This window comes from Pseudomonas sp. P4_B3, from assembly GCF_056402295.1.
On record NZ_JBFUHR010000016.1, the window covers coordinates 24,132 to 41,573 of the forward strand.

Here is a 17,442-nt window from a genome sequence, read left to right on the forward strand (position 1 = left end):
TTCAGAAGCAAAATCAAAAGATCGCAGCCTGCGGCGGCTCCTACGGTTATGCGTTGATTTCAATCAAGGAAAGGGCCATGTCTGTAGCGGTGATTCAAATGGTCAGCCAGAGCGATGTGCTGGCTAATCTGGCCCAGGCCCGTCGACTGCTCGAGCAAGCGGCCGCCGGTGGCGCGAAGCTCGCGGTATTGCCGGAAAACTTCGCCGCCATGGGCCGGCGCGACGTTGCCGACATCGGGCGCGCCGAAGCCTTGGGCGAAGGCCCGATCCTGCCCTGGTTGAAACAGACCGCACGCGACCTCAAGTTATGGATTGTGGCCGGCACGTTGCCGTTGCCGCCGGTGGATCAGCCGACGGCGAAAGCCCATGCCTGTTCATTGCTGGTCGATGACCAGGGCGATACGGTGGCGCGCTACGACAAGCTGCACCTGTTCGATGTGGACGTGGCGGACAATCGTGGCCGTTATCGTGAATCCGATGACTATGCTTATGGCAACGGAGTGGTTGTGGCGGACACACCGGTCGGCCGGGTTGGCCTGACGGTCTGCTATGACCTGCGCTTTCCCGAGCTGTACAGCGAATTGCGCGCGGCCGGCGCGGAACTGATTACCGCCCCTTCGGCCTTCACCGCGGTGACCGGCGCGGCGCATTGGGATGTGCTGATACGTGCGCGAGCCATCGAGACGCAATGTTATGTGCTCGCCGCGGCCCAGGGCGGGACGCATCCGGGGCCGCGGGAAACCTTTGGCCATGCCGCCATCATCGACCCATGGGGCCGGGTACTGGCGCAACAGGATCAAGGCGAGGCCGTGCTGCTGGCCGAACGCGACAGCAATGAACAGGCGTCCATCCGGGCGCGGATGCCGGTGTCCAGTCACCGGCGATTTTTCTCGCAGGGCGCCCAGCGACCTGCATCAGAACGACGAATTTAAGGCGTAAAGCATATGAGCGAGTTGTTGTCCTCAGTCAGTGAACACCTGCTGGCGCCCGGTGGCGTCACGATCGAGAGCCTGCAAGGCGTGCTCGGCGACTTGGCCGGGCCAGGCATCGATGCCGCCGACCTGTATTTCCAGGGGCAGATCTCCGAGTCCTGGGCGCTGGAAGACGGCATCGTCAAGGAAGGCAGCTTCAACCTTGACCAGGGTGTCGGCGTGCGCGCGCAATCGGGTGAAAAAACCGGTTTTGCCTATAGCAATGCTATTACTCTTGAAGCCCTGGGCGCGGCGGCGCGTGCCGCCCGTTCGATTTCCCGGGCCGGGCAGCACGGCACCGTACAGGCATTCACCAGCCAGGACGTCGCGCAGTTGTATGCGCCGGACAATCCCCTGGAAGTGCTGACCCGTGCCGAGAAAGTCGATTTGCTCAAGCGAGTCGACGCCGCGACCCGCGCCCTCGACCCACGCATCCAGCAAGTCACCGTGAGCATGGCCGGTGTCTGGGAGCGGATTCTGGTGGCTTCCACCGATGGCGGTCTGGCGGCGGATGTGCGGCCGTTGGTGCGCTTCAACGTCAGCGTGATCGTCGAGCAGAACGGTCGCCGCGAGCGCGGCGGTCATGGCGGTGGCGGGCGGACCGATTACCGTTATTTTCTTGGCGAAGACCGCGCCATGGGCTATGCCCGTGAAGCGTTGCGTCAGGCACTGGTCAACCTTGAAGCCATCCCGGCACCGGCCGGTACCTTGCCGGTGGTGCTCGGTTCCGGCTGGTCGGGTGTGCTGCTGCATGAAGCCGTCGGTCATGGCCTGGAAGGCGACTTCAACCGCAAGGGCAGCTCAGCTTATAGCGGGCGCATGGGCGAGATGGTCGCATCGAAGCTGTGCACCATTGTCGATGACGGCACCCTGGCCGGTCGCCGCGGCTCGTTGAGCGTCGACGACGAAGGCACGCCGACCGAGTGCACCACGCTGATCGAAAACGGCGTACTCAAAGGCTACATGCAGGACAAGCTCAACGCGCGCCTGATGGGCGTGGCGCGTACCGGTAACGGCCGTCGCGAATCCTACGCGCACCTGCCGATGCCGCGCATGACCAACACCTACATGCTCGCCGGCGAAAGCGACCCGGCGGAAATCATCGCCTCGGTGAAGCGCGGCATCTACTGCGCCAACCTGGGTGGTGGTCAGGTGGACATCACCAGCGGCAAGTTCGTGTTCTCCACCAGCGAGGCGTACCTGATCGAGGACGGCAAGATCACCGCTCCGGTCAAGGGCGCGACCCTGATCGGCAACGGGCCGGAAGCCATGAGCAAGGTGTCGATGGTCGGTAATGACCTGTCGCTGGACAGCGGTGTGGGCACGTGTGGCAAGGATGGGCAATCGGTGCCGGTGGGTGTCGGCCAGCCAACGCTGAAGATTGATGCGATCACCGTGGGTGGCACGGGCGCATAAGGATAGGGACATCTCCTGTAGGAGCTGCCGAAGGCTGCGATCTTTGCCTTTTTTAATGATCAAAAGATCGCAGCCTTCGGCAGCTCCTACAAGAGCTTCGGAGAATTAACGCAGACCGCGTTGAGTCTCGTCCAGCTCACGGATGTACTTGAAGATTTTACGGCTGGAAGCAGGAGGCTTGTTTTGCGCAACCTCATGCTGGGCCTGACGGATCAGGGAACGCAATTGCTGGCGGTCCGCGTCCGGGTAGTCGACGACGAATTTCTCCAGAACGGCATCGTCGCCCGCGATCAGACGATCGCGCCAGCGCTCCAGGTTATGGAAGCGTTCGTTGTATTGACGGGTGGAGGCATCGAGTTGATCGAGCAGAACCAGAATGGCGGTAGTGTCCTGATCGCGCATCAGTTTGCCGATGAACTGAAGGTGCCGTTTACGCGCGATGTTCGCGGTGTGCTTGGGCGCATCGGCCAGAGCCCGACGCATTCCGTCGGTCAAGGGCAGTTTTGCCAGCAAGTCAGGCTTGAGTGTTGTAAGGCGCTCGCCAAGGTCAACCAGAGCATGCAGCTCGCGTTTAACCTGGGATTTGCTTTTTTCTCCCGTATCGAGGGAGTCGTCGTAAGAATCAACCATGGTGGCCGTCCGCAAAGAAACGCCGCCATGATAACCAGTCGGGGGCCGCTTGTCCGGCCCGGTCGCTCGATGACCGTTACCGAAAGCAGAATTTGAGTGGAGAACAGCATGAGTGCAGTTGAAAGCGTCGGCCCACAAGCGTTGCCGGCACTGCAGGAACAAGTCGAGCAGATCATCGCTGAAGCCAGGCGCCAGGGCGCCAGCGCCTGTGAAGTGGCGGTGTCACTGGAGCAGGGCTTGTCGACCACGGTGCGTCAGCGTGAAGTCGAAACGGTAGAATTCAACCGCGATCAGGGTTTTGGCATCACCTTGTACGTCGGTCAGCGCAAAGGCTCGGCCAGCACATCGGCCAGTGGTCCGGAAGCGATTCGCGAAACCGTCGCCGCGGCACTGGCCATCGCCAAACACACTTCGGAAGACGAAGCCTCGGGCCTGGCGGATGCCGCGCTGATGGCGCGGGATATTCAGGATTTCGACCTGTTCCACCAATGGGACATCACTCCGGAACAAGCCATCGAACAGGCCTTGGCCTGTGAAGCCGCGGCGTTTGCTGCCGACAGCCGGATCAAGAACGCTGACGGCACCACTCTCAGTACCCATCAGGGTTGCCGCGTTTATGGCAACAGCCACGGGTTTATCGGTGGTTACGCATCGACTCGTCACAGCTTGAGCTGCGTGATGATCGCCGAAGCGGACGGCCAGATGCAGCGCGATTACTGGTACGACGTGAACCGCCAGGGCAATCTGCTGGCCGATCCGGTCAGCATCGGCCAGCGTGCCGCGCAACGGGCGGCGAGCCGTCTGGGAGCGCGTCCGGTGCCGACTTGTGAGGTGCCGGTGCTGTTTTCCGCAGAGTTGGCCGGGGGCCTGTTTGGCAGTTTCCTGTCGGCGATTTCCGGCGGCAGCCTGTATCGCAAGTCTTCGTTCCTTGAGGGCACTCTCGGCCAGAAGCTGTTTCCGGAGTGGCTGACCATCGACGAACGTCCGCACTTGATGCGAGCCTTGGGCAGCGCGGCGTTCGATGGCGATGGCCTGGCAACCTACGCCAAACCGTTCGTCGAAAAAGGCGAGTTGGTGTCGTACATCCTCGGTACCTACTCCGGCCGCAAGCTCGGCATGCCAAGTACGGCCAACGCCGGCGGCGTGCACAACCTGTTCGTCACCCATGGTGATGAAGACCAGGCGGCCTTGCTGCGGCGCATGGGACGCGGACTGTTGGTCACCGAGTTGATGGGCCAGGGGCTGAACATGGTCACCGGCGATTATTCCCGGGGCGCGGCGGGTTACTGGGTCGAGAACGGCGAAATCCAGTTCGCGGTCCAGGAAGTGACCATCGCCGGCAACATGCGCGATATGTTCAAACAGATCGTTGCCGTGGGTAACGACCTGGAACTGCGCAGCAACATTCGCACTGGTTCGGTGTTGATCGAGCGGATGACGGTGGCGGGTAGCTAAGCTCAGACCGTTGCATAAAAAAGGCGCGCCACCCAATGGGTGGCGCGCCTTTCTTTTGATGTTTATTCGCCTTCGTCGAAGTAGTTATTGATCAAGGCTACCAGCGCGTCCATCGCTTCCTTTTCCTGCTCGCCTTCCGTGCTCAGATGGATTTTGGTGCCCTTACCGGCAGCGAGCATCATCATGGCCATGATGCTTTTGCCATCTACTGTGGATTCAGGTGTGCGTCCTACCCTGATCGTGCAGTCCTTGAACTGGCCGGCGACCCCGACGAATTTTGCAGAAGCACGGGCATGCAGGCCCAGCTTGTTGATGATTTCGATTTCCAGAGCAGGCATCGCGATGTGAATCCTTTAGCTGAGGTCGCGGTGGCGAACCTGGACGTTCTTCAGGGATTTTTGCAGCGCCTGCCCCAGACGCTCGGTCAGGTAGACGGAGCGGTGATGTCCGCCAGTGCAGCCAATGGCAATGGTGACATAGGCGCGGTTGCTGGCGGCAAAACGAGGCAGCCACTTTAGCAGGTATGTGGAAATGTCCTGGAACATCTCTTCGACATCCGGCTGTGCCGCCAGGTATTCGGCAACCGGTTGATCGAGCCCGGACTGCTCGCGCAATTCCGGTTTCCAGTAAGGGTTGGGCAGGCAACGCACATCGAACACCAAGTCGGCGTCCACCGGCATGCCACGCTTGAACCCGAAGGATTCCACCAGGAACGCAGTGCCCGGCTCGGGCTGATTCAACAGACGCAGTTTGATGGCGTCGCGCAGCTGGTACAGGTTCAGGCTGGTGGTGTTGATCTTGAGATCGGCGAGGTCGGCAATCGGCCCGAGCAGGTCGCTCTCGACGCTGATGGCTTCGGCCAGCGAGCGGTTGGCGTTGGTCAGGGGGTGACGACGGCGGGTTTCCGAGAAGCGCTTGAGCAAGGTTTCTTCGTCGGCATCCAGGTACAGCACATCGCACTGGATGTGGCGGTTGCGGACTTCTTCGAGCAGATCGGGGAAGCGTGACAGGTGGCTGGGCAGGTTGCGCGCATCAATGGAAACGGCGACCAGCGGCTGTAGCAGCTCGGTATGAATCAAGGCTCGTTCGGCCAGTTCCGGCAGCAGACCGGCAGGCAGGTTGTCGATGCAGTAGTAGCCGTTGTCCTCAAGAACGTCGAGGGCGGTACTTTTACCTGAGCCGGAACGGCCACTGACGATGATCAAGCGCATGATTACTGACCGTTTTGCTCGTCCAGGACAACCTGATACAGGGCTTCGTTGCTTGCAGCATTACGCAGTTTTTCGCGAACTTCCTTGCGGTCGAGCATGCTGGCGATTTGTCGCAGCAGCTCAAGGTGCGCATCGGTGGCGGCTTCCGGGACCAGCAATACGAACAGCAAGTCAACCGGCGCGCCGTCGATGGCGTCGAAGTCGATAGGGGCGTCCAGGTGCATCAATGCACTGATGGGTGAAACACAGCCCTTGAGACGGCAGTGTGGAATAGCGATGCCGTTGCCAAAACCGGTGGAGCCGAGTTTTTCACGGGCAATCAGTGCCTCGAAGACATCTTGCATCTCCAGGGCCGGCACTTCGCGGGCGATCAGATTGGCAATTTCCTCGAGGGCTTTCTTTTTACTGCCGCCCGGCACGTTCACCAGGGAACGGCCGGGGGTCAGGATACTTTCAAGTCGGATCATGGGTTGGGAGTGTTAACGACCGGTTGCACCCTGGAGGAGGCTCTGGGTCTTTTCCTTATGCTTTTTGAGTTGTTTATCCAGCTTGTCGGTGAGTGCGTCGATCGCGGCGTACATATCGGTATGTTCCGCGTTGGCGACCACTTCATTCCCGGGAATATGCAGCGTGGCTTCGATTTTCTGCTTCAGTTTTTCGACGGTCATCGTGACCTGCACATTAGTGATCTTGTCGAAATGTCGCTCCAATCGTTCGAGTTTTTCGCCGATGTAGGTGCGAAGAGGTTCGGTCACTTCCAGTTGGTGTCCACTGATGTTGACTTGCATACAGCTTCTCCTTCGTTGCCAGTGCATAAAGCGGCAGGCAGAAATGCCTGCCACTGGAACGCTGTGGCGTGGCTCTACATCAACCGCTTGCGTTCGCTCGAAGGCGCGATCCCGAGGGATTCGCGGTACTTGGCGACGGTGCGGCGAGCCACCTGAATGCCTTGTGCCTCCAGTAAACCAGCGATCTTGCTGTCACTCAATGGCTTTTTCTGATTTTCCGCGGCAACCAGTTTTTTGATGATCGCGCGGATCGCCGTGGACGAGCATTCGCCGCCTTCGGAGGTGCTGACGTGACTGGAGAAAAAGTACTTCAGTTCATAAATGCCCCGGGGGGTGTGCATGAACTTCTGGGTGGTCACCCGTGAAATCGTCGACTCATGCATGCCGACCGCTTCGGCGATGTCATGCAGGACCAACGGCTTCATGGCTTCGTCGCCATATTCGAGGAAACCACGCTGATGCTCGACGATCTGGGTGGCAACCTTCATAAGGGTTTCATTGCGGCTTTGCAGGCTCTTGATGAACCAGCGGGCCTCCTGCAACTGATTGCGCATGAACGTGTTGTCGGCGCTGGTGTCGGCGCGGCGCACGAAACCGGCGTACTGGGCGTTGACCCGCAGCCGTGGCACCGACTCCTGATTCAGCTCCACCAGCCAGCGCTCGTTGTCCTTGCGCACGATAACGTCAGGAACGACATACTCGGCTTCGGTGGACTCGATCTGCGAACCCGGGCGCGGGTTAAGGCTCTGGACCAGCTCGATGACCTGGCGTAGTTCATCTTCCTTGAGCTTCATGCGGCGCATCAGTTGGCTATAGTCGCGGCTGCCAAGCAAGTCGATGTAATCGGTGACCAGGCGCTTGGCCTCAGCCAGCCAAGGGGTCTTGGCGGGTAGCTGGCGCAATTGCAGCAGCAGGCATTCGCCCAGGTTGCGGGCGCCGATGCCGGCGGGCTCGAATTGCTGGATGCGATGCAGGACCGCTTCGATTTCGTCCAGTTCGATGTCCAGTTCCGGATCGAAGGCGTCGAGGATTTCCTCGAGGGTTTCGTCCAGGTAGCCCTGATTGTTGATGCAGTCGATCAGGGTCACGGCGATCAGGCGATCGGTGTCGGACATCGGGGCCAGGTTCAGTTGCCACAGCAAGTGGCTTTGCAAGCTTTCGCCGGCCGAGGTACGGGTGGTGAAGTCCCACTCGTCGTCGTCATTGCTGGGCAGGCTGCTGGCGCTGGTCTGGTAAACGTCTTCCCACGCGGTGTCGACGGGGAGTTCGTTGGGGATGCGCTCGTTCCAGTCACCCTCATCGAGGTTATCAACCGTCGGGGCGGTTTCCTGGTAGGAGGGTTCCTGGATGTCGGTGTTGGGCTTCTGTTCGGCGTTGTCGGCCAAGGGGTCGGTGTTATCGAAGTCGTCGCCTTCTTCCTGGCGTTCGAGCATCGGATTGGACTCCAGGGCCTCCTGGATTTCCTGTTGCAGGTCCAGGGTCGACAATTGGAGCAGGCGGATAGCCTGTTGCAGCTGCGGTGTCATCGTCAGCTGCTGGCCCATTCTCAAGACTAGCGATGGTTTCATGGCAGGGGCTTAACACCTTATTCGCCGGCGCACACGCGCCATCCACTACAGGGCGCCGGGGCGCCAAACATAAGCAAATTATATGCCTGAAACTGTAGTGTTTGCCTAGAGCACTGTAACAATAAAAAGCTGCAATGTTTTGTTGACAGGTTGCTCCGGCCGACTCTTGAACATCTTTGAGGCGTCGTGTTTGCCTAGAGCACTGTAACAATAAAAAAGAGTTGTTTTTTATCGAGACAAGCGCTCGTCGACCAGTCTCGCACCTCGGTGTCTTACAGGCGGAATTCGTGGCCCAGGTACACTTCCTTCACCAGGTCGTTGGCCAGGATGGTTTCAGCGTCGCCTTCGGCGATCAATTGGCCGTCGTTGACGATGTAGGCGGTTTCGCAGATATCCAGGGTTTCACGAACGTTGTGGTCGGTGATCAGCACGCCAATGCCTTTGGCCTTGAGGTGGTGAATGATCTGCTTGATGTCCCCGACCGAAATCGGGTCCACGCCGGCGAAGGGTTCGTCGAGGAGGATGAATTTCGGGTTGGTGGCCAGGGCTCGGGAGATTTCCACGCGACGGCGCTCACCACCAGACAGGCTCATGCCGAGGTTGTCGCGGATGTGGCTGATGTGGAATTCCTGCAGCAGGCTTTCCAGTTCCTTGCGCCGACCGGCCTTGTCGAGTTCCTTGCGGGTCTCGAGGATGGCCATGATGTTGTCGGCCACCGACAGTTTGCGGAAGATCGATGCTTCTTGCGGCAGGTAGCCGATACCAGCCTTTGCGCGGCCGTGCATCGGCTGGTGGCTGATGTCCAGGTCATCGATCAGGACGCGGCCCTGGTCGGCCTGCACCAGACCGACGATCATGTAGAAGCAGGTGGTCTTGCCGGCGCCGTTCGGGCCAAGCAGGCCGACGATCTGACCGCTGTCGATGGACAGGCTGACGTCGCGCACGACCTGGCGGCTCTTGTAGCTCTTGGCCAGATGCTGAGCTTTCAGAGTTGCCATTACTGGGCCTTTTTCTCGTCGGTTTTCTTCTTCGGCTGGATCACCATGTCGATACGCGGACGCGACTCGGTCACCTTGCTGCCGGTGGCGCGACCGGCGCTGGCCAGCTTCTTCTCGGTGTCGTAGACGATTTTCTCACCTTGGGTGGTGTTGTTGTCCTTGTCGATGACTTTGGCCTTGTCGATCAGCACAACGCGATTTTGCGTTGCGTGGTACTGGATGGTCACACCCCAGCCCTGGACGGGTTTGGTGTCGCCCGCCGTTTGCAGTTGCTCGAAGTAGGCCAGGTTGCCCACCGAGGTAACCACGTCGATGTCGCCATTCGGGGTGCGGGTCATGGTCACCTTGTTGCCGGTAACCTTCATCGTACCTTGGGTAATGATCACGTCACCGGTATAGATGGCAATACCTTGCTTGTCGTCCAGTTGGGCATCGTCGGCCTGAATGCGGATAGGCTGCTGTTGATCTTCCGGCAGAGCCCAGGCGCTCACGCTTCCCAGTGCTGCGCCCAGACTGAGCAAAATCGGGAGGGTTTTAACGAGCCTCATACTGTCCTCTTACGTTCGATAGCAGGTGTATCCTGCTTTCTTTCAAATACGCCTTCATTCCCTTGCCAGTCGATACACCGCCAGCGCCGTCGATTCTAACGTCTTGCTCTGTCTGCGCATATTGCTGCTGCGGGAACACGGTCATGCGGGTGCTGGTGATCAGGGTTTTACGGTTTTTCTCGTCGAAGCGCGTGATGCGCACGTCATCGATCAGTTCGACCTGTGTGCCATCAGGGTTGACCTCGCCGTGCAGGCTCTGGACGTGCCACGGAAATTCAGTGCCGCGGAACACATTCAGGTCGGGGTTGGTCAGCAATGTCACCTCGGTCGCTTTCAGGTGCTCGACCTTGTCGGACACCAGATCATATTGCAGCTTGCCGTCCGGCAGGTACTGCACGCTGTGGGCGTTGATGGCGTAATAGTCGATCGCGCTTTCATCGACCGGCGTTACCGGCTTGTCGAGGAAGCGTTCCGGGCTGATGTTCCAGTAGCCAGCCGCGGCGAATATCGCCGCGATGCAACTGTACATCAGGGTGTTGCGAAACTTTTTGCTCAGCATAGTGGGCTCACAGGTACGCCGCATTGGCCGCATCGAGGCGGTCCTGGGCGCGCAGGATCAGTTCGCAGAATTCGCGAGCGGCACCTTCACCACCACGGGCGACGGTGATGCCGTGAGCGTGTTCACGCACGAAGCTGGCGGCATTGGCCACCGCCATGCCCAGGCCGACGCGGCGAATCACCGGCAGGTCCGGCAGGTCATCGCCGAGGTAGGCCACCTGTTCATAGCTCAGGTTGAGTTGGGCCAGCAGTTCGTCGAGTACCACCAGTTTATCCTCACGACCCTGATAGAGATGCGGGATGCCGAGGTTTTTGGCTCGTCGCTCGACCACCGGAGTCTTGCGGCCACTGATGATGGCGGTCTGCACGCCGGCGGCCATCAGCATCTTGATGCCCTGGCCGTCGAGTGTGTTGAACGTCTTGAATTCGCTGCCGTCTTCGAGGAAGTACAGGCGCCCGTCGGTCAGCACGCCATCGACATCGAACACCGCCAGTTTGATCTGTTTACCGCGTTGCAGCAGGTCCGCACTCATTACATTACTCCTGCACGCAGCAAGTCGTGCATGTTCAGGGCGCCGACCGGGCGGTCTTCGCTGTCGACCACGACCAATGCGTTGATTTTATGGTCTTCCATGATTTTCAGCGCTTCGGCGGCGAGCATCTCGGCGCGCGCGGTCTTGCCATGGGCCGTCATGACCTGGTCGATGATGGCGTTGTGGATGTCGATACTGCGGTCCAGTGTGCGGCGCAAATCGCCGTCGGTGAAGATTCCGGCCAGTTTGCCGTCGGCTTCCAGAATGACGGTCATGCCCAGGCCCTTGCGGGTCATTTCCATCAGGGCATCCTTGAGCAGGGTGCCGCGCTGGACCTGCGGCAGTTCCTGGCCTGCGTGCATGACATCTTCCACTTTCAGCAGCAGGCGTCGGCCCAGGGCACCACCGGGATGGGAAAAGGCGAAGTCTTCGGCGGTAAAGCCACGGGCTTCCAGCAGCGCGACTGCCAGGGCGTCGCCCATGACCAGGGCGGCGGTGGTCGACGAGGTTGGTGCCAGGTTCAGCGGGCAGGCTTCGTGCTCGACGTGAACATTCAGGTTGACCTCGGCGGCCTTGGCCAGCGCGGAGTCAGGATTGCCGGTCATGCTGATCAATTGAATGCCCAGGCGCTTGATCAGCGGCAGCAGGGTCACGATTTCATTGGTGGAGCCGGAATTCGAGAGCGCCAGAATGATGTCGTCGCGGGTAATCATGCCCATGTCGCCGTGGCTGGCTTCAGCCGGGTGCACAAAAAATGCCGTGGTGCCGGTGCTGGCCAGGGTCGCGGCAATCTTGTTGCCGATGTGCCCCGACTTGCCCATGCCGACCACGACCACGCGGCCCTTGCTGGCCAGAATCATCTCGCAAGCGCGTACGAAATCAGCATCGATATGGGGCAGCAGGCCTTGCACGGCTTCTACCTCGAGGCGGATGGTGCGTTGTGCTGATTGAATCAGGTCGCTGGATTGGCTCATGTCAGAAATCGTATAGCCTGATGAAAAGTCGGCGATTATAACGGTAATGATCGAATCCCTCACGCAAGTTCGTCGCGCATTGTCATTACCTGTTGCGGGAAACCTTCTAAATGGCGCTTTCAACCCGTCATGCAGTTGAACTTGCCCCGGCTTTGGCCTTGGGCGCGCAGCCTTTGCAGTGATATAGTTCGCCGCCAGTTCGGCCTGCCCGGGAGGTATGTGCTTTCGTCAGGAAGCCAGGCGTCCGAGTGAGAGGCTGCATCGCAAGGAGTTTAGATGAGTGCCGATAACGCCTACGCGGTCGAGCTGAAGGGACTGTCCTTCAAGCGCGGTGCGCGCAGCATTTTCAATAATGTCGATATCCGTATCCCGCGCGGCAAGGTCACCGGCATCATGGGGCCTTCCGGGTGTGGCAAGACCACGCTTTTGCGTCTGATGGGTGCCCAGTTGCGGCCTACCAGGGGCGAAGTCTGGGTCAACGGTCAGAATCTGCCAAAACTGTCGCGCAGCGACCTGTTCGATGCGCGCAAGCATATGGGCGTGCTGTTTCAGAGCGGCGCACTGTTCACCGACCTCGATGTCTTCGAGAACGTCGCCTTTCCGTTGCGGGTCCATACGCAACTGCCGGATGAAATGATCCGCGACATCGTCCTGCTCAAGCTGCAGGCTGTGGGCTTGCGCGGTGCCATCGACCTGATGCCCGACGAGCTTTCCGGCGGCATGAAACGCCGTGTTGCGCTGGCCCGGGCGATTGCGCTCGATCCACAGATCCTCATGTACGACGAGCCCTTTGTCGGCCAGGACCCCATCGCAATGGGCGTTCTGGTGCGCCTGATTCGTTTGCTCAACGATGCGCTGGGCATCACCAGCATCGTGGTGTCCCATGACCTGGCCGAGACCGCGAGCATTGCCGATTACATTTATGTGGTGGGCGATGGTCAGGTGCTGGGGGAGGGGACGCCGGACGAGTTGATGAACTCGGATGAACCGCGCATTCGTCAGTTCATGACCGGCGAACCCGACGGCCCGGTCCCGTACCACTTTCCAGCGACGGATTACCGCGCAGATCTTCTGGGGAAGCGCTGATGCGCAGAATTTCATTGATAGAACGCGTTCGCCGCTTCGGCCAGGCCGGCATCGATGCGCTGGCGGTGTTCGGGCGTTCGAGCTTGTTCCTGTTCCATGCCTTGCTCGGCCGGGGCGGTATCGGTGGCGCCTTTGGGCTGCTGGTCAAGCAGCTGCATTCGGTGGGCGTGATGTCCCTGGTGATCATTGTGGTCTCCGGGGTGTTCATCGGCATGGTGCTGGCGCTGCAGGGCTTCAACATTCTTTCCAGCTATGGTTCGGAGCAGGCTGTCGGGCAGATGGTTGCCCTGACGCTGCTGCGTGAACTGGGGCCGGTGGTGACTGCCTTGCTGTTCGCCGGGCGCGCAGGTTCGGCGTTGACCGCCGAAATCGGCAACATGAAGTCCACCGAGCAGTTGTCCAGCCTGGAAATGATCGGGGTTGACCCGCTCAAGTACATCATCGCGCCACGCTTGTGGGCCGGTTTCATTTCCCTGCCGGTGCTGGCGATGATTTTCAGCGTGGTGGGTATCTGGGGCGGCTCGTGGGTAGCTGTCGACTGGCTGGGAGTCTATGAAGGTTCCTACTGGTCGAACATGCAGAACAGCGTGACGTTCACCGACGATGTGCTCAACGGGATCATCAAAAGTATCGTCTTTGCCTTTGTCGTGACCTGGATCGCCGTATTCCAAGGCTATGACTGCGAACCCACTTCCGAGGGGATCAGTCGTGCCACTACCAAGACCGTTGTATATGCCTCGTTGGCAGTACTCGGCCTGGACTTTATTCTGACCGCCTTGATGTTTGGAGATTTCTGATGCAAAACCGCACCCTGGAAATCGGTGTCGGCCTTTTCTTGCTGGCTGGCATCCTGGCTTTGCTCTTGTTGGCGTTGCGGGTCAGTGGCCTGTCCCCGAGTCCGAGCACCGATACATATAAACTTTACGCCTACTTCGACAATATCGCCGGTTTGACGGTCAGAGCTAAAGTGACCATGGCCGGTGTGACCATCGGCAAGGTCACGGCCATCGATCTGGATCGCGACAGTTTTACTGGTCGGGTGACCATGCAGTTGGAAAAACGCATCGATAATCTTCCGGCGGACTCTACTGCATCTATCCTGACCGCTGGCCTGTTGGGCGAAAAGTACATCGGTATCAGCGTGGGCGGGGAAGATACCCTGCTCAAGGATGGTGGAACCATCCATGACACGCAGTCATCGCTGGTGCTCGAAGACCTGATCGGTAAATTCCTGCTCAATACCGTTAGCAAAGAAGCTAAATGAGGAACTGTTAAATGATCTCTACCTTGCGACGTGGCCTGTTGGTAATACTCGCGGTGTTTCCGTTGGTGTCCCACGCCGTGGCGGCGCCTTCCGCGCACGATCTGGTACAGGACACCACTAATCGGATGCTGGCCGATCTGGCGGCCAACAAAGAAAAGTACAAGCAGGATCCGCAAGACTTTTATGCGGCGCTGAACACCATCGTCGGGCCGGTCGTGGATGCCGAGGGCATTTCCAAGAGCATCATGACGGTCAAATACTCGAAGAAAGCATCCCCGGCGCAGATGAAGACCTTCGAAGAAAACTTCAAGAAGGGTCTGTTCCAGTTCTATGGCAATGCCTTGCTGGAGTATAACAACCAGGGCATCACCGTTGATCCGGCCAAAGACGAGTCGGGCGACCGTACCACCGTTGGCATGACCGTCAAGGGCAGCAGCGGTGCGATCTATCCAGTGTCCTACACGCTGGAAAAAATCAACGGCGAGTGGAAACTGCGTAACGTCATCATCAATGGCATCAACATCGGCAAGCTGTTCCGCGATCAGTTCGCCGATGCGATGCAACGCAATGGCAACGACCTGGACAAGACCATCAATGGTTGGGCCGGGGAAGTTGCCAAGGCCAAGGAAGCCACCGACAAGAAGCCAGGGCAGTCAGCCCAATGAGTGAGTCGGCAGTCCAGATGGACGAAGCGGGCGAGCTGCGACTCAGTGGTGTGCTGGATTACCGCACCGGCCCTGGCCTGCGCGAGCAGGGCAAGGCGCTGATCAAGGCCAGCAAGGCTGCGGCGCTGGTGGTCGATTGCTCGGCGGTGACCAAGTCCAGCAGTGTCGGTTTGTCGTTGCTGCTGTGCTTTATCCGCGATGCGCAGGCGGCCGGCAAGGCCCTGAGCATCAGCGGAATGCCGGATGACATGCGTGAAATTGCTCAGGTCAGCGAGCTGACCGAGCTGTTGGCGCACCCCTGACACGCATCTATAAAGAAGCCCCCCGTCCGAGTCCTGTTTGGCGGGGTTCGCAGGCGCGGGGCTTTTTTGTATGATGTCCGACCCGCGCGCACAGGGCGCCGAATGAGGTTGAGCATGCAGGCCGTAGAAGTGAAGAGCTTCCTTGAAGGAAAGCTGCCCGGAACTCAGATAGAAGTTGAGGGCGAAGGCTGCAATTTCCAGCTGAACGTGATTAGCGATGAACTGGCGGCATTGAGCCCGGTGAAGCGTCAGCAGAGCATCTATGCCCATTTGAACCCATGGATCGCTGATGGCAGCATCCACGCGGTGACTATGAAATTTTTCAGCAGCACGGCCTGGGCCGAGCGCACCTGAGCCCAAGGGCGTCGAGATTCTTATGGATAAATTGATTATTACCGGTGGCGTTCGTCTTGATGGCGAAATCCGCATCTCCGGGGCAAAGAACTCTGCCCTGCCGATCCTGGCGGCCACTTTGCTGTGCGATGGCCCGGTGACCGTGGCCAACCTGCCGCACCTGCACGACATCACCACCATGATCGAGCTGTTCGGCCGCATGGGCATCGAGCCTGTGATCGACGAAAAACTCTCCGTCGAAATCGACCCGCGCACCATCAAGACCCTGGTCGCACCGTACGAACTGGTTAAAACCATGCGTGCGTCGATCCTGGTGCTGGGCCCGATGGTTGCCCGTTTCGGTGAAGCCGAAGTCGCCTTGCCTGGCGGTTGCGCCATCGGTTCGCGTCCGGTTGACCTGCACATCCGTGGCCTGGAAGCCATGGGTGCAGTCATCGACGTTGAAGGCGGCTACATCAAGGCCAAGGCGCCTGAAGGCGGCCTGCGCGGTGCGCACTTCTTCTTCGATACCGTCAGTGTGACCGGTACCGAAAACATCATGATGGCCGCAGCGCTGGCCAAAGGCCGCAGCGTCCTGGCTAACGCCGCGCGCGAGCCTGAAGTGGTCGACCTGGCGAACTTCCTGAACGCCATGGGTGCCAAGGTTTCCGGCGCTGGCACCGACACCATCACCATCGACGGCGTCGAGCGTCTGCACACCACCACTTACAAGGTGATGCCGGACCGTATCGAAACCGGTACCTACCTGGTTGCCGCTGCCGTGACCGGCGGCCGCGTGAAGGTCAAGGACACCGATCCGACCATCCTCGAAGCCGTTCTGGAAAAACTCCGTGAGTCCGGTGCCGAAATCACCTGCGGCGAAGACTGGATCGAGCTGAACATGCACGGCAAGCGGCCGAAAGCCGTCAACGTGCGGACCGCTCCGTACCCGGCGTTCCCGACCGACATGCAGGCCCAGTTCATCTCCCTCAACGCCATTGCCGAAGGCACCGGTGCTGTGATCGAGACGATCTTCGAAAACCGCTTCATGCACGTCTATGAGCTGCACCGCATGGGCGCCAAGATCCAGGTCGAGGGCAACACCGCGATCGTCACCGGCACCGAAAAACTCAAGGGCGCGCCAGTGATGGCGACCGACCTGCGTGCCTCGGCCAGCCTGGTGATTTCGGCCCTGATCGCCGACGGCGACACCCTGATCGACCGCATCTACCACATAGACCGTGGCTACGAGTGCATCGAAGAAAAACTGCAGATGCTGGGTGCCAAGATCCGTCGCGTTCCGGGCTAGTACCTGCTGCATGGGCATAAGGACGTGCCCGTTGATTTGTTGAAGTCGGGCCGTTTTCGGCTCGATGTATGTCCGGCGCCATTTGCGACCGGGCATGAGTACCTTGATAAGGACTGACGTTTCCCATGTTGACCATCGCACTGTCCAAGGGCCGCATCCTTGACGACACCCTGCCGCTTCTGGCTGAAGCGGGCATCGTGCCGACCGAGAATCCGGACAAGAGCCGCAAGCTGATCATTCCCACGACCCAGGAAGATGTACGCCTGCTGATCGTGCGTGCCACCGATGTGCCGACCTATGTCGAACATGGTGCTGCCGACCTCGGTGTCGCCGGTAAAGATGTGCTGATGGAATATGGCGGCCAGGGTCTGTACGAGCCACTGGACCTGCAAATTGCCCAGTGCAAGTTGATGACGGCCGGCAAGGTCGGTGCGGTCGAGCCCAAGGGTCGCCTGCGCATCGCCACCAAGTTCGTCAACGTTGCCAAGCGTTATTACGCTGAACAGGGTCGTCAGGTCGACATCATCAAGCTGTACGGCTCGATGGAGCTGGCACCGCTGATCGGCCTTGCCGACAAGATCATCGACGTGGTCGACACCGGTAACACGCTGCGGGCCAACGGCCTGGAGCCACAGGATTTCATTGCTGCCATCAGCTCCCGGCTGATCGTCAACAAAGCTTCGATGAAAATGCAGCACGCCCGTATCCAGGCGTTGATCGACACCCTGCGCAAGGCAGTGGAGTCTCGACACCGCGGCTGATTCACCAGCGCGACGTTAAGTCGCGCCCGTCTATCCGCCTCATAGCCAGAATTCTCAGGTGCCCAAGCGGAT

General features: G+C 59.5%; 22 protein-coding genes. 11 read left to right on the forward strand and 11 right to left on the reverse strand.

The window, feature by feature from the left end:
* Window positions 1–77: 77 nt before the first annotated feature.
* Window positions 78–932 (forward strand): carbon-nitrogen hydrolase family protein, encoded by an 855-nt coding sequence (locus AC1DWG_RS19080; protein ID WP_477753408.1) that lies wholly within the window; start codon window positions 78–80, stop codon window positions 930–932.
* 12 nt (window positions 933–944) lie between these two features.
* On the forward strand, window positions 945–2,387 hold the full coding sequence (gene tldD / locus AC1DWG_RS19085) for a metalloprotease TldD (protein ID WP_218429285.1): 1,443 nt from the start codon (window positions 945–947) through the stop codon (window positions 2,385–2,387).
* Between the two features lie 105 nt (window positions 2,388–2,492).
* Here tldD and yjgA read toward each other — a convergent pair whose 3' ends face one another.
* Window positions 2,493–3,017 (reverse strand): ribosome biogenesis factor YjgA, encoded by a 525-nt coding sequence (gene yjgA, locus AC1DWG_RS19090; RefSeq protein ID WP_057716427.1) that lies wholly within the window; start codon window positions 3,015–3,017, stop codon window positions 2,493–2,495.
* Window positions 3,018–3,125: 108 nt separating this feature from the next.
* Between yjgA and pmbA the strand changes: the two genes are divergently transcribed.
* Window positions 3,126–4,472 carry a metalloprotease PmbA gene (pmbA, locus tag AC1DWG_RS19095; protein ID WP_008018721.1) on the forward strand — a complete coding sequence of 449 codons (1,347 nt, stop codon included), beginning with the start codon at window positions 3,126–3,128 and terminating at the stop codon, window positions 4,470–4,472.
* Window positions 4,473–4,534: 62 nt separating this feature from the next.
* Here the strand turns inward: pmbA and AC1DWG_RS19100 are convergent, their stop codons facing one another.
* The 10 genes from AC1DWG_RS19100 to AC1DWG_RS19145 form a co-directional block, all read right to left on the reverse strand.
* Window positions 4,535–4,810, reverse strand: a complete 276-nt coding sequence (locus AC1DWG_RS19100) for an HPr family phosphocarrier protein (protein ID WP_008046141.1) — start codon at window positions 4,808–4,810, stop codon at window positions 4,535–4,537.
* Between the two features lie 15 nt (window positions 4,811–4,825).
* Window positions 4,826–5,683 carry an RNase adapter RapZ gene (rapZ, locus tag AC1DWG_RS19105; RefSeq protein WP_477753410.1) on the reverse strand — a complete coding sequence of 286 codons (858 nt, stop codon included), beginning with the start codon at window positions 5,681–5,683 and terminating at the stop codon, window positions 4,826–4,828.
* A gap of 2 nt (window positions 5,684–5,685) precedes the next feature.
* Window positions 5,686–6,150, reverse strand: coding sequence for a PTS IIA-like nitrogen regulatory protein PtsN (ptsN, locus tag AC1DWG_RS19110; RefSeq protein WP_477788196.1), 465 nt, complete (start codon window positions 6,148–6,150; stop codon window positions 5,686–5,688).
* A gap of 12 nt (window positions 6,151–6,162) precedes the next feature.
* Window positions 6,163–6,471, reverse strand: a complete 309-nt coding sequence (gene hpf, locus AC1DWG_RS19115; RefSeq protein WP_007941242.1) for a ribosome hibernation-promoting factor, HPF/YfiA family — start codon at window positions 6,469–6,471, stop codon at window positions 6,163–6,165.
* Window positions 6,472–6,545: 74 nt separating this feature from the next.
* Complete coding sequence (locus tag AC1DWG_RS19120) at window positions 6,546–8,039, reverse strand: RNA polymerase factor sigma-54 (RefSeq protein ID WP_477753411.1); 1,494 nt, start codon at window positions 8,037–8,039, stop codon at window positions 6,546–6,548.
* Window positions 8,040–8,311: 272 nt separating this feature from the next.
* Window positions 8,312–9,037 (reverse strand): LPS export ABC transporter ATP-binding protein, encoded by a 726-nt coding sequence (gene lptB / locus AC1DWG_RS19125; protein WP_477788197.1) that lies wholly within the window; start codon window positions 9,035–9,037, stop codon window positions 8,312–8,314.
* A complete protein-coding gene (lptA, locus tag AC1DWG_RS19130; protein ID WP_477753413.1) occupies window positions 9,037–9,585 on the reverse strand; it encodes a lipopolysaccharide transport periplasmic protein LptA in 549 nt (182 codons plus the stop codon). The genes lptB and lptA overlap by 1 nt, the downstream gene beginning before the upstream one ends.
* On the reverse strand, window positions 9,572–10,144 hold the full coding sequence (lptC, locus tag AC1DWG_RS19135) for an LPS export ABC transporter periplasmic protein LptC (RefSeq protein WP_477753414.1): 573 nt from the start codon (window positions 10,142–10,144) through the stop codon (window positions 9,572–9,574). The genes lptA and lptC overlap by 14 nt, the downstream gene beginning before the upstream one ends.
* A 7-nt stretch (window positions 10,145–10,151) precedes the next feature.
* A complete protein-coding gene (locus AC1DWG_RS19140) occupies window positions 10,152–10,676 on the reverse strand; it encodes a KdsC family phosphatase (protein WP_477788198.1) in 525 nt (174 codons plus the stop codon).
* Complete coding sequence (locus AC1DWG_RS19145) at window positions 10,676–11,650, reverse strand: KpsF/GutQ family sugar-phosphate isomerase (protein ID WP_477788199.1); 975 nt, start codon at window positions 11,648–11,650, stop codon at window positions 10,676–10,678. The genes AC1DWG_RS19140 and AC1DWG_RS19145 overlap by 1 nt, the downstream gene beginning before the upstream one ends.
* Window positions 11,651–11,926: 276 nt before the next feature.
* Here AC1DWG_RS19145 and AC1DWG_RS19150 point away from each other — a divergent pair, with 276 nt between their 5' ends.
* From AC1DWG_RS19150 to hisG, 8 genes are all read left to right on the forward strand, one after another.
* A complete protein-coding gene (locus AC1DWG_RS19150; protein ID WP_477759871.1) occupies window positions 11,927–12,736 on the forward strand; it encodes an ATP-binding cassette domain-containing protein in 810 nt (269 codons plus the stop codon).
* Complete coding sequence (mlaE, locus tag AC1DWG_RS19155) at window positions 12,736–13,533, forward strand: lipid asymmetry maintenance ABC transporter permease subunit MlaE (protein WP_223546373.1); 798 nt, start codon at window positions 12,736–12,738, stop codon at window positions 13,531–13,533. The genes AC1DWG_RS19150 and mlaE overlap by 1 nt, the downstream gene beginning before the upstream one ends.
* Entirely contained in the window at window positions 13,533–14,000 is a 468-nt protein-coding gene (gene mlaD / locus AC1DWG_RS19160) for an outer membrane lipid asymmetry maintenance protein MlaD (protein WP_056728368.1), read from the forward strand. Before mlaE ends, mlaD begins: the two co-directional genes overlap by 1 nt.
* An 11-nt stretch (window positions 14,001–14,011) precedes the next feature.
* Window positions 14,012–14,665 (forward strand): MlaC/ttg2D family ABC transporter substrate-binding protein, encoded by a 654-nt coding sequence (locus AC1DWG_RS19165; protein ID WP_477753417.1) that lies wholly within the window; start codon window positions 14,012–14,014, stop codon window positions 14,663–14,665.
* Complete coding sequence (locus AC1DWG_RS19170) at window positions 14,662–14,967, forward strand: STAS domain-containing protein (protein ID WP_477763220.1); 306 nt, start codon at window positions 14,662–14,664, stop codon at window positions 14,965–14,967. The genes AC1DWG_RS19165 and AC1DWG_RS19170 overlap by 4 nt, the downstream gene beginning before the upstream one ends.
* A 114-nt stretch (window positions 14,968–15,081) precedes the next feature.
* The gene (locus tag AC1DWG_RS19175) at window positions 15,082–15,321 is read left to right on the forward strand and encodes a BolA family protein (protein ID WP_223546387.1); all 240 of its coding nucleotides are present in this window, start codon (window positions 15,082–15,084) and stop codon (window positions 15,319–15,321) included.
* A gap of 22 nt (window positions 15,322–15,343) precedes the next feature.
* On the forward strand, window positions 15,344–16,609 hold the full coding sequence (murA, locus tag AC1DWG_RS19180) for a UDP-N-acetylglucosamine 1-carboxyvinyltransferase (RefSeq protein ID WP_223455589.1): 1,266 nt from the start codon (window positions 15,344–15,346) through the stop codon (window positions 16,607–16,609).
* A gap of 125 nt (window positions 16,610–16,734) precedes the next feature.
* A complete protein-coding gene (gene hisG / locus AC1DWG_RS19185) occupies window positions 16,735–17,370 on the forward strand; it encodes an ATP phosphoribosyltransferase (protein ID WP_008018703.1) in 636 nt (211 codons plus the stop codon).
* Window positions 17,371–17,442: the final 72 nt, after the last annotated feature.

What these genes read in the sequence shown, in the direction of transcription:
- mlaE (WP_223546373.1), top strand. Translation starts at nt 12,736, where the DNA reads ATGCGCAGAATTTCATTGATAGAACGCGTTCGCCGCTTCGGCCAGGCC.
- AC1DWG_RS19150 (WP_477759871.1), top strand. Translation starts at nt 11,927, where the DNA reads ATGAGTGCCGATAACGCCTACGCGGTCGAGCTGAAGGGACTGTCCTTC.
- AC1DWG_RS19080 (WP_477753408.1), top strand. Translation starts at nt 78, where the DNA reads ATGTCTGTAGCGGTGATTCAAATGGTCAGCCAGAGCGATGTGCTGGCT.
- murA (WP_223455589.1), top strand. Translation starts at nt 15,344, where the DNA reads ATGGATAAATTGATTATTACCGGTGGCGTTCGTCTTGATGGCGAAATC.
- hpf (WP_007941242.1), bottom strand. Translation starts at nt 6,471, where the DNA reads ATGCAAGTCAACATCAGTGGACACCAACTGGAAGTGACCGAACCTCTT.
- lptC (WP_477753414.1), bottom strand. Translation starts at nt 10,144, where the DNA reads ATGCTGAGCAAAAAGTTTCGCAACACCCTGATGTACAGTTGCATCGCG.
- yjgA (WP_057716427.1), bottom strand. Translation starts at nt 3,017, where the DNA reads ATGGTTGATTCTTACGACGACTCCCTCGATACGGGAGAAAAAAGCAAA.
- hisG (WP_008018703.1), top strand. Translation starts at nt 16,735, where the DNA reads ATGTTGACCATCGCACTGTCCAAGGGCCGCATCCTTGACGACACCCTG.
- AC1DWG_RS19175 (WP_223546387.1), top strand. Translation starts at nt 15,082, where the DNA reads ATGCAGGCCGTAGAAGTGAAGAGCTTCCTTGAAGGAAAGCTGCCCGGA.
- AC1DWG_RS19170 (WP_477763220.1), top strand. Translation starts at nt 14,662, where the DNA reads ATGAGTGAGTCGGCAGTCCAGATGGACGAAGCGGGCGAGCTGCGACTC.
- AC1DWG_RS19120 (WP_477753411.1), bottom strand. Translation starts at nt 8,039, where the DNA reads ATGAAACCATCGCTAGTCTTGAGAATGGGCCAGCAGCTGACGATGACA.
- AC1DWG_RS19140 (WP_477788198.1), bottom strand. Translation starts at nt 10,676, where the DNA reads ATGAGTGCGGACCTGCTGCAACGCGGTAAACAGATCAAACTGGCGGTG.
- tldD (WP_218429285.1), top strand. Translation starts at nt 945, where the DNA reads ATGAGCGAGTTGTTGTCCTCAGTCAGTGAACACCTGCTGGCGCCCGGT.
- ptsN (WP_477788196.1), bottom strand. Translation starts at nt 6,150, where the DNA reads ATGATCCGACTTGAAAGTATCCTGACCCCCGGCCGTTCCCTGGTGAAC.
- AC1DWG_RS19100 (WP_008046141.1), bottom strand. Translation starts at nt 4,810, where the DNA reads ATGCCTGCTCTGGAAATCGAAATCATCAACAAGCTGGGCCTGCATGCC.
- rapZ (WP_477753410.1), bottom strand. Translation starts at nt 5,683, where the DNA reads ATGCGCTTGATCATCGTCAGTGGCCGTTCCGGCTCAGGTAAAAGTACC.
- pmbA (WP_008018721.1), top strand. Translation starts at nt 3,126, where the DNA reads ATGAGTGCAGTTGAAAGCGTCGGCCCACAAGCGTTGCCGGCACTGCAG.
- AC1DWG_RS19145 (WP_477788199.1), bottom strand. Translation starts at nt 11,650, where the DNA reads ATGAGCCAATCCAGCGACCTGATTCAATCAGCACAACGCACCATCCGC.
- AC1DWG_RS19165 (WP_477753417.1), top strand. Translation starts at nt 14,012, where the DNA reads ATGATCTCTACCTTGCGACGTGGCCTGTTGGTAATACTCGCGGTGTTT.
- lptA (WP_477753413.1), bottom strand. Translation starts at nt 9,585, where the DNA reads ATGAGGCTCGTTAAAACCCTCCCGATTTTGCTCAGTCTGGGCGCAGCA.
- mlaD (WP_056728368.1), top strand. Translation starts at nt 13,533, where the DNA reads ATGCAAAACCGCACCCTGGAAATCGGTGTCGGCCTTTTCTTGCTGGCT.
- lptB (WP_477788197.1), bottom strand. Translation starts at nt 9,037, where the DNA reads ATGGCAACTCTGAAAGCTCAGCATCTGGCCAAGAGCTACAAGAGCCGC.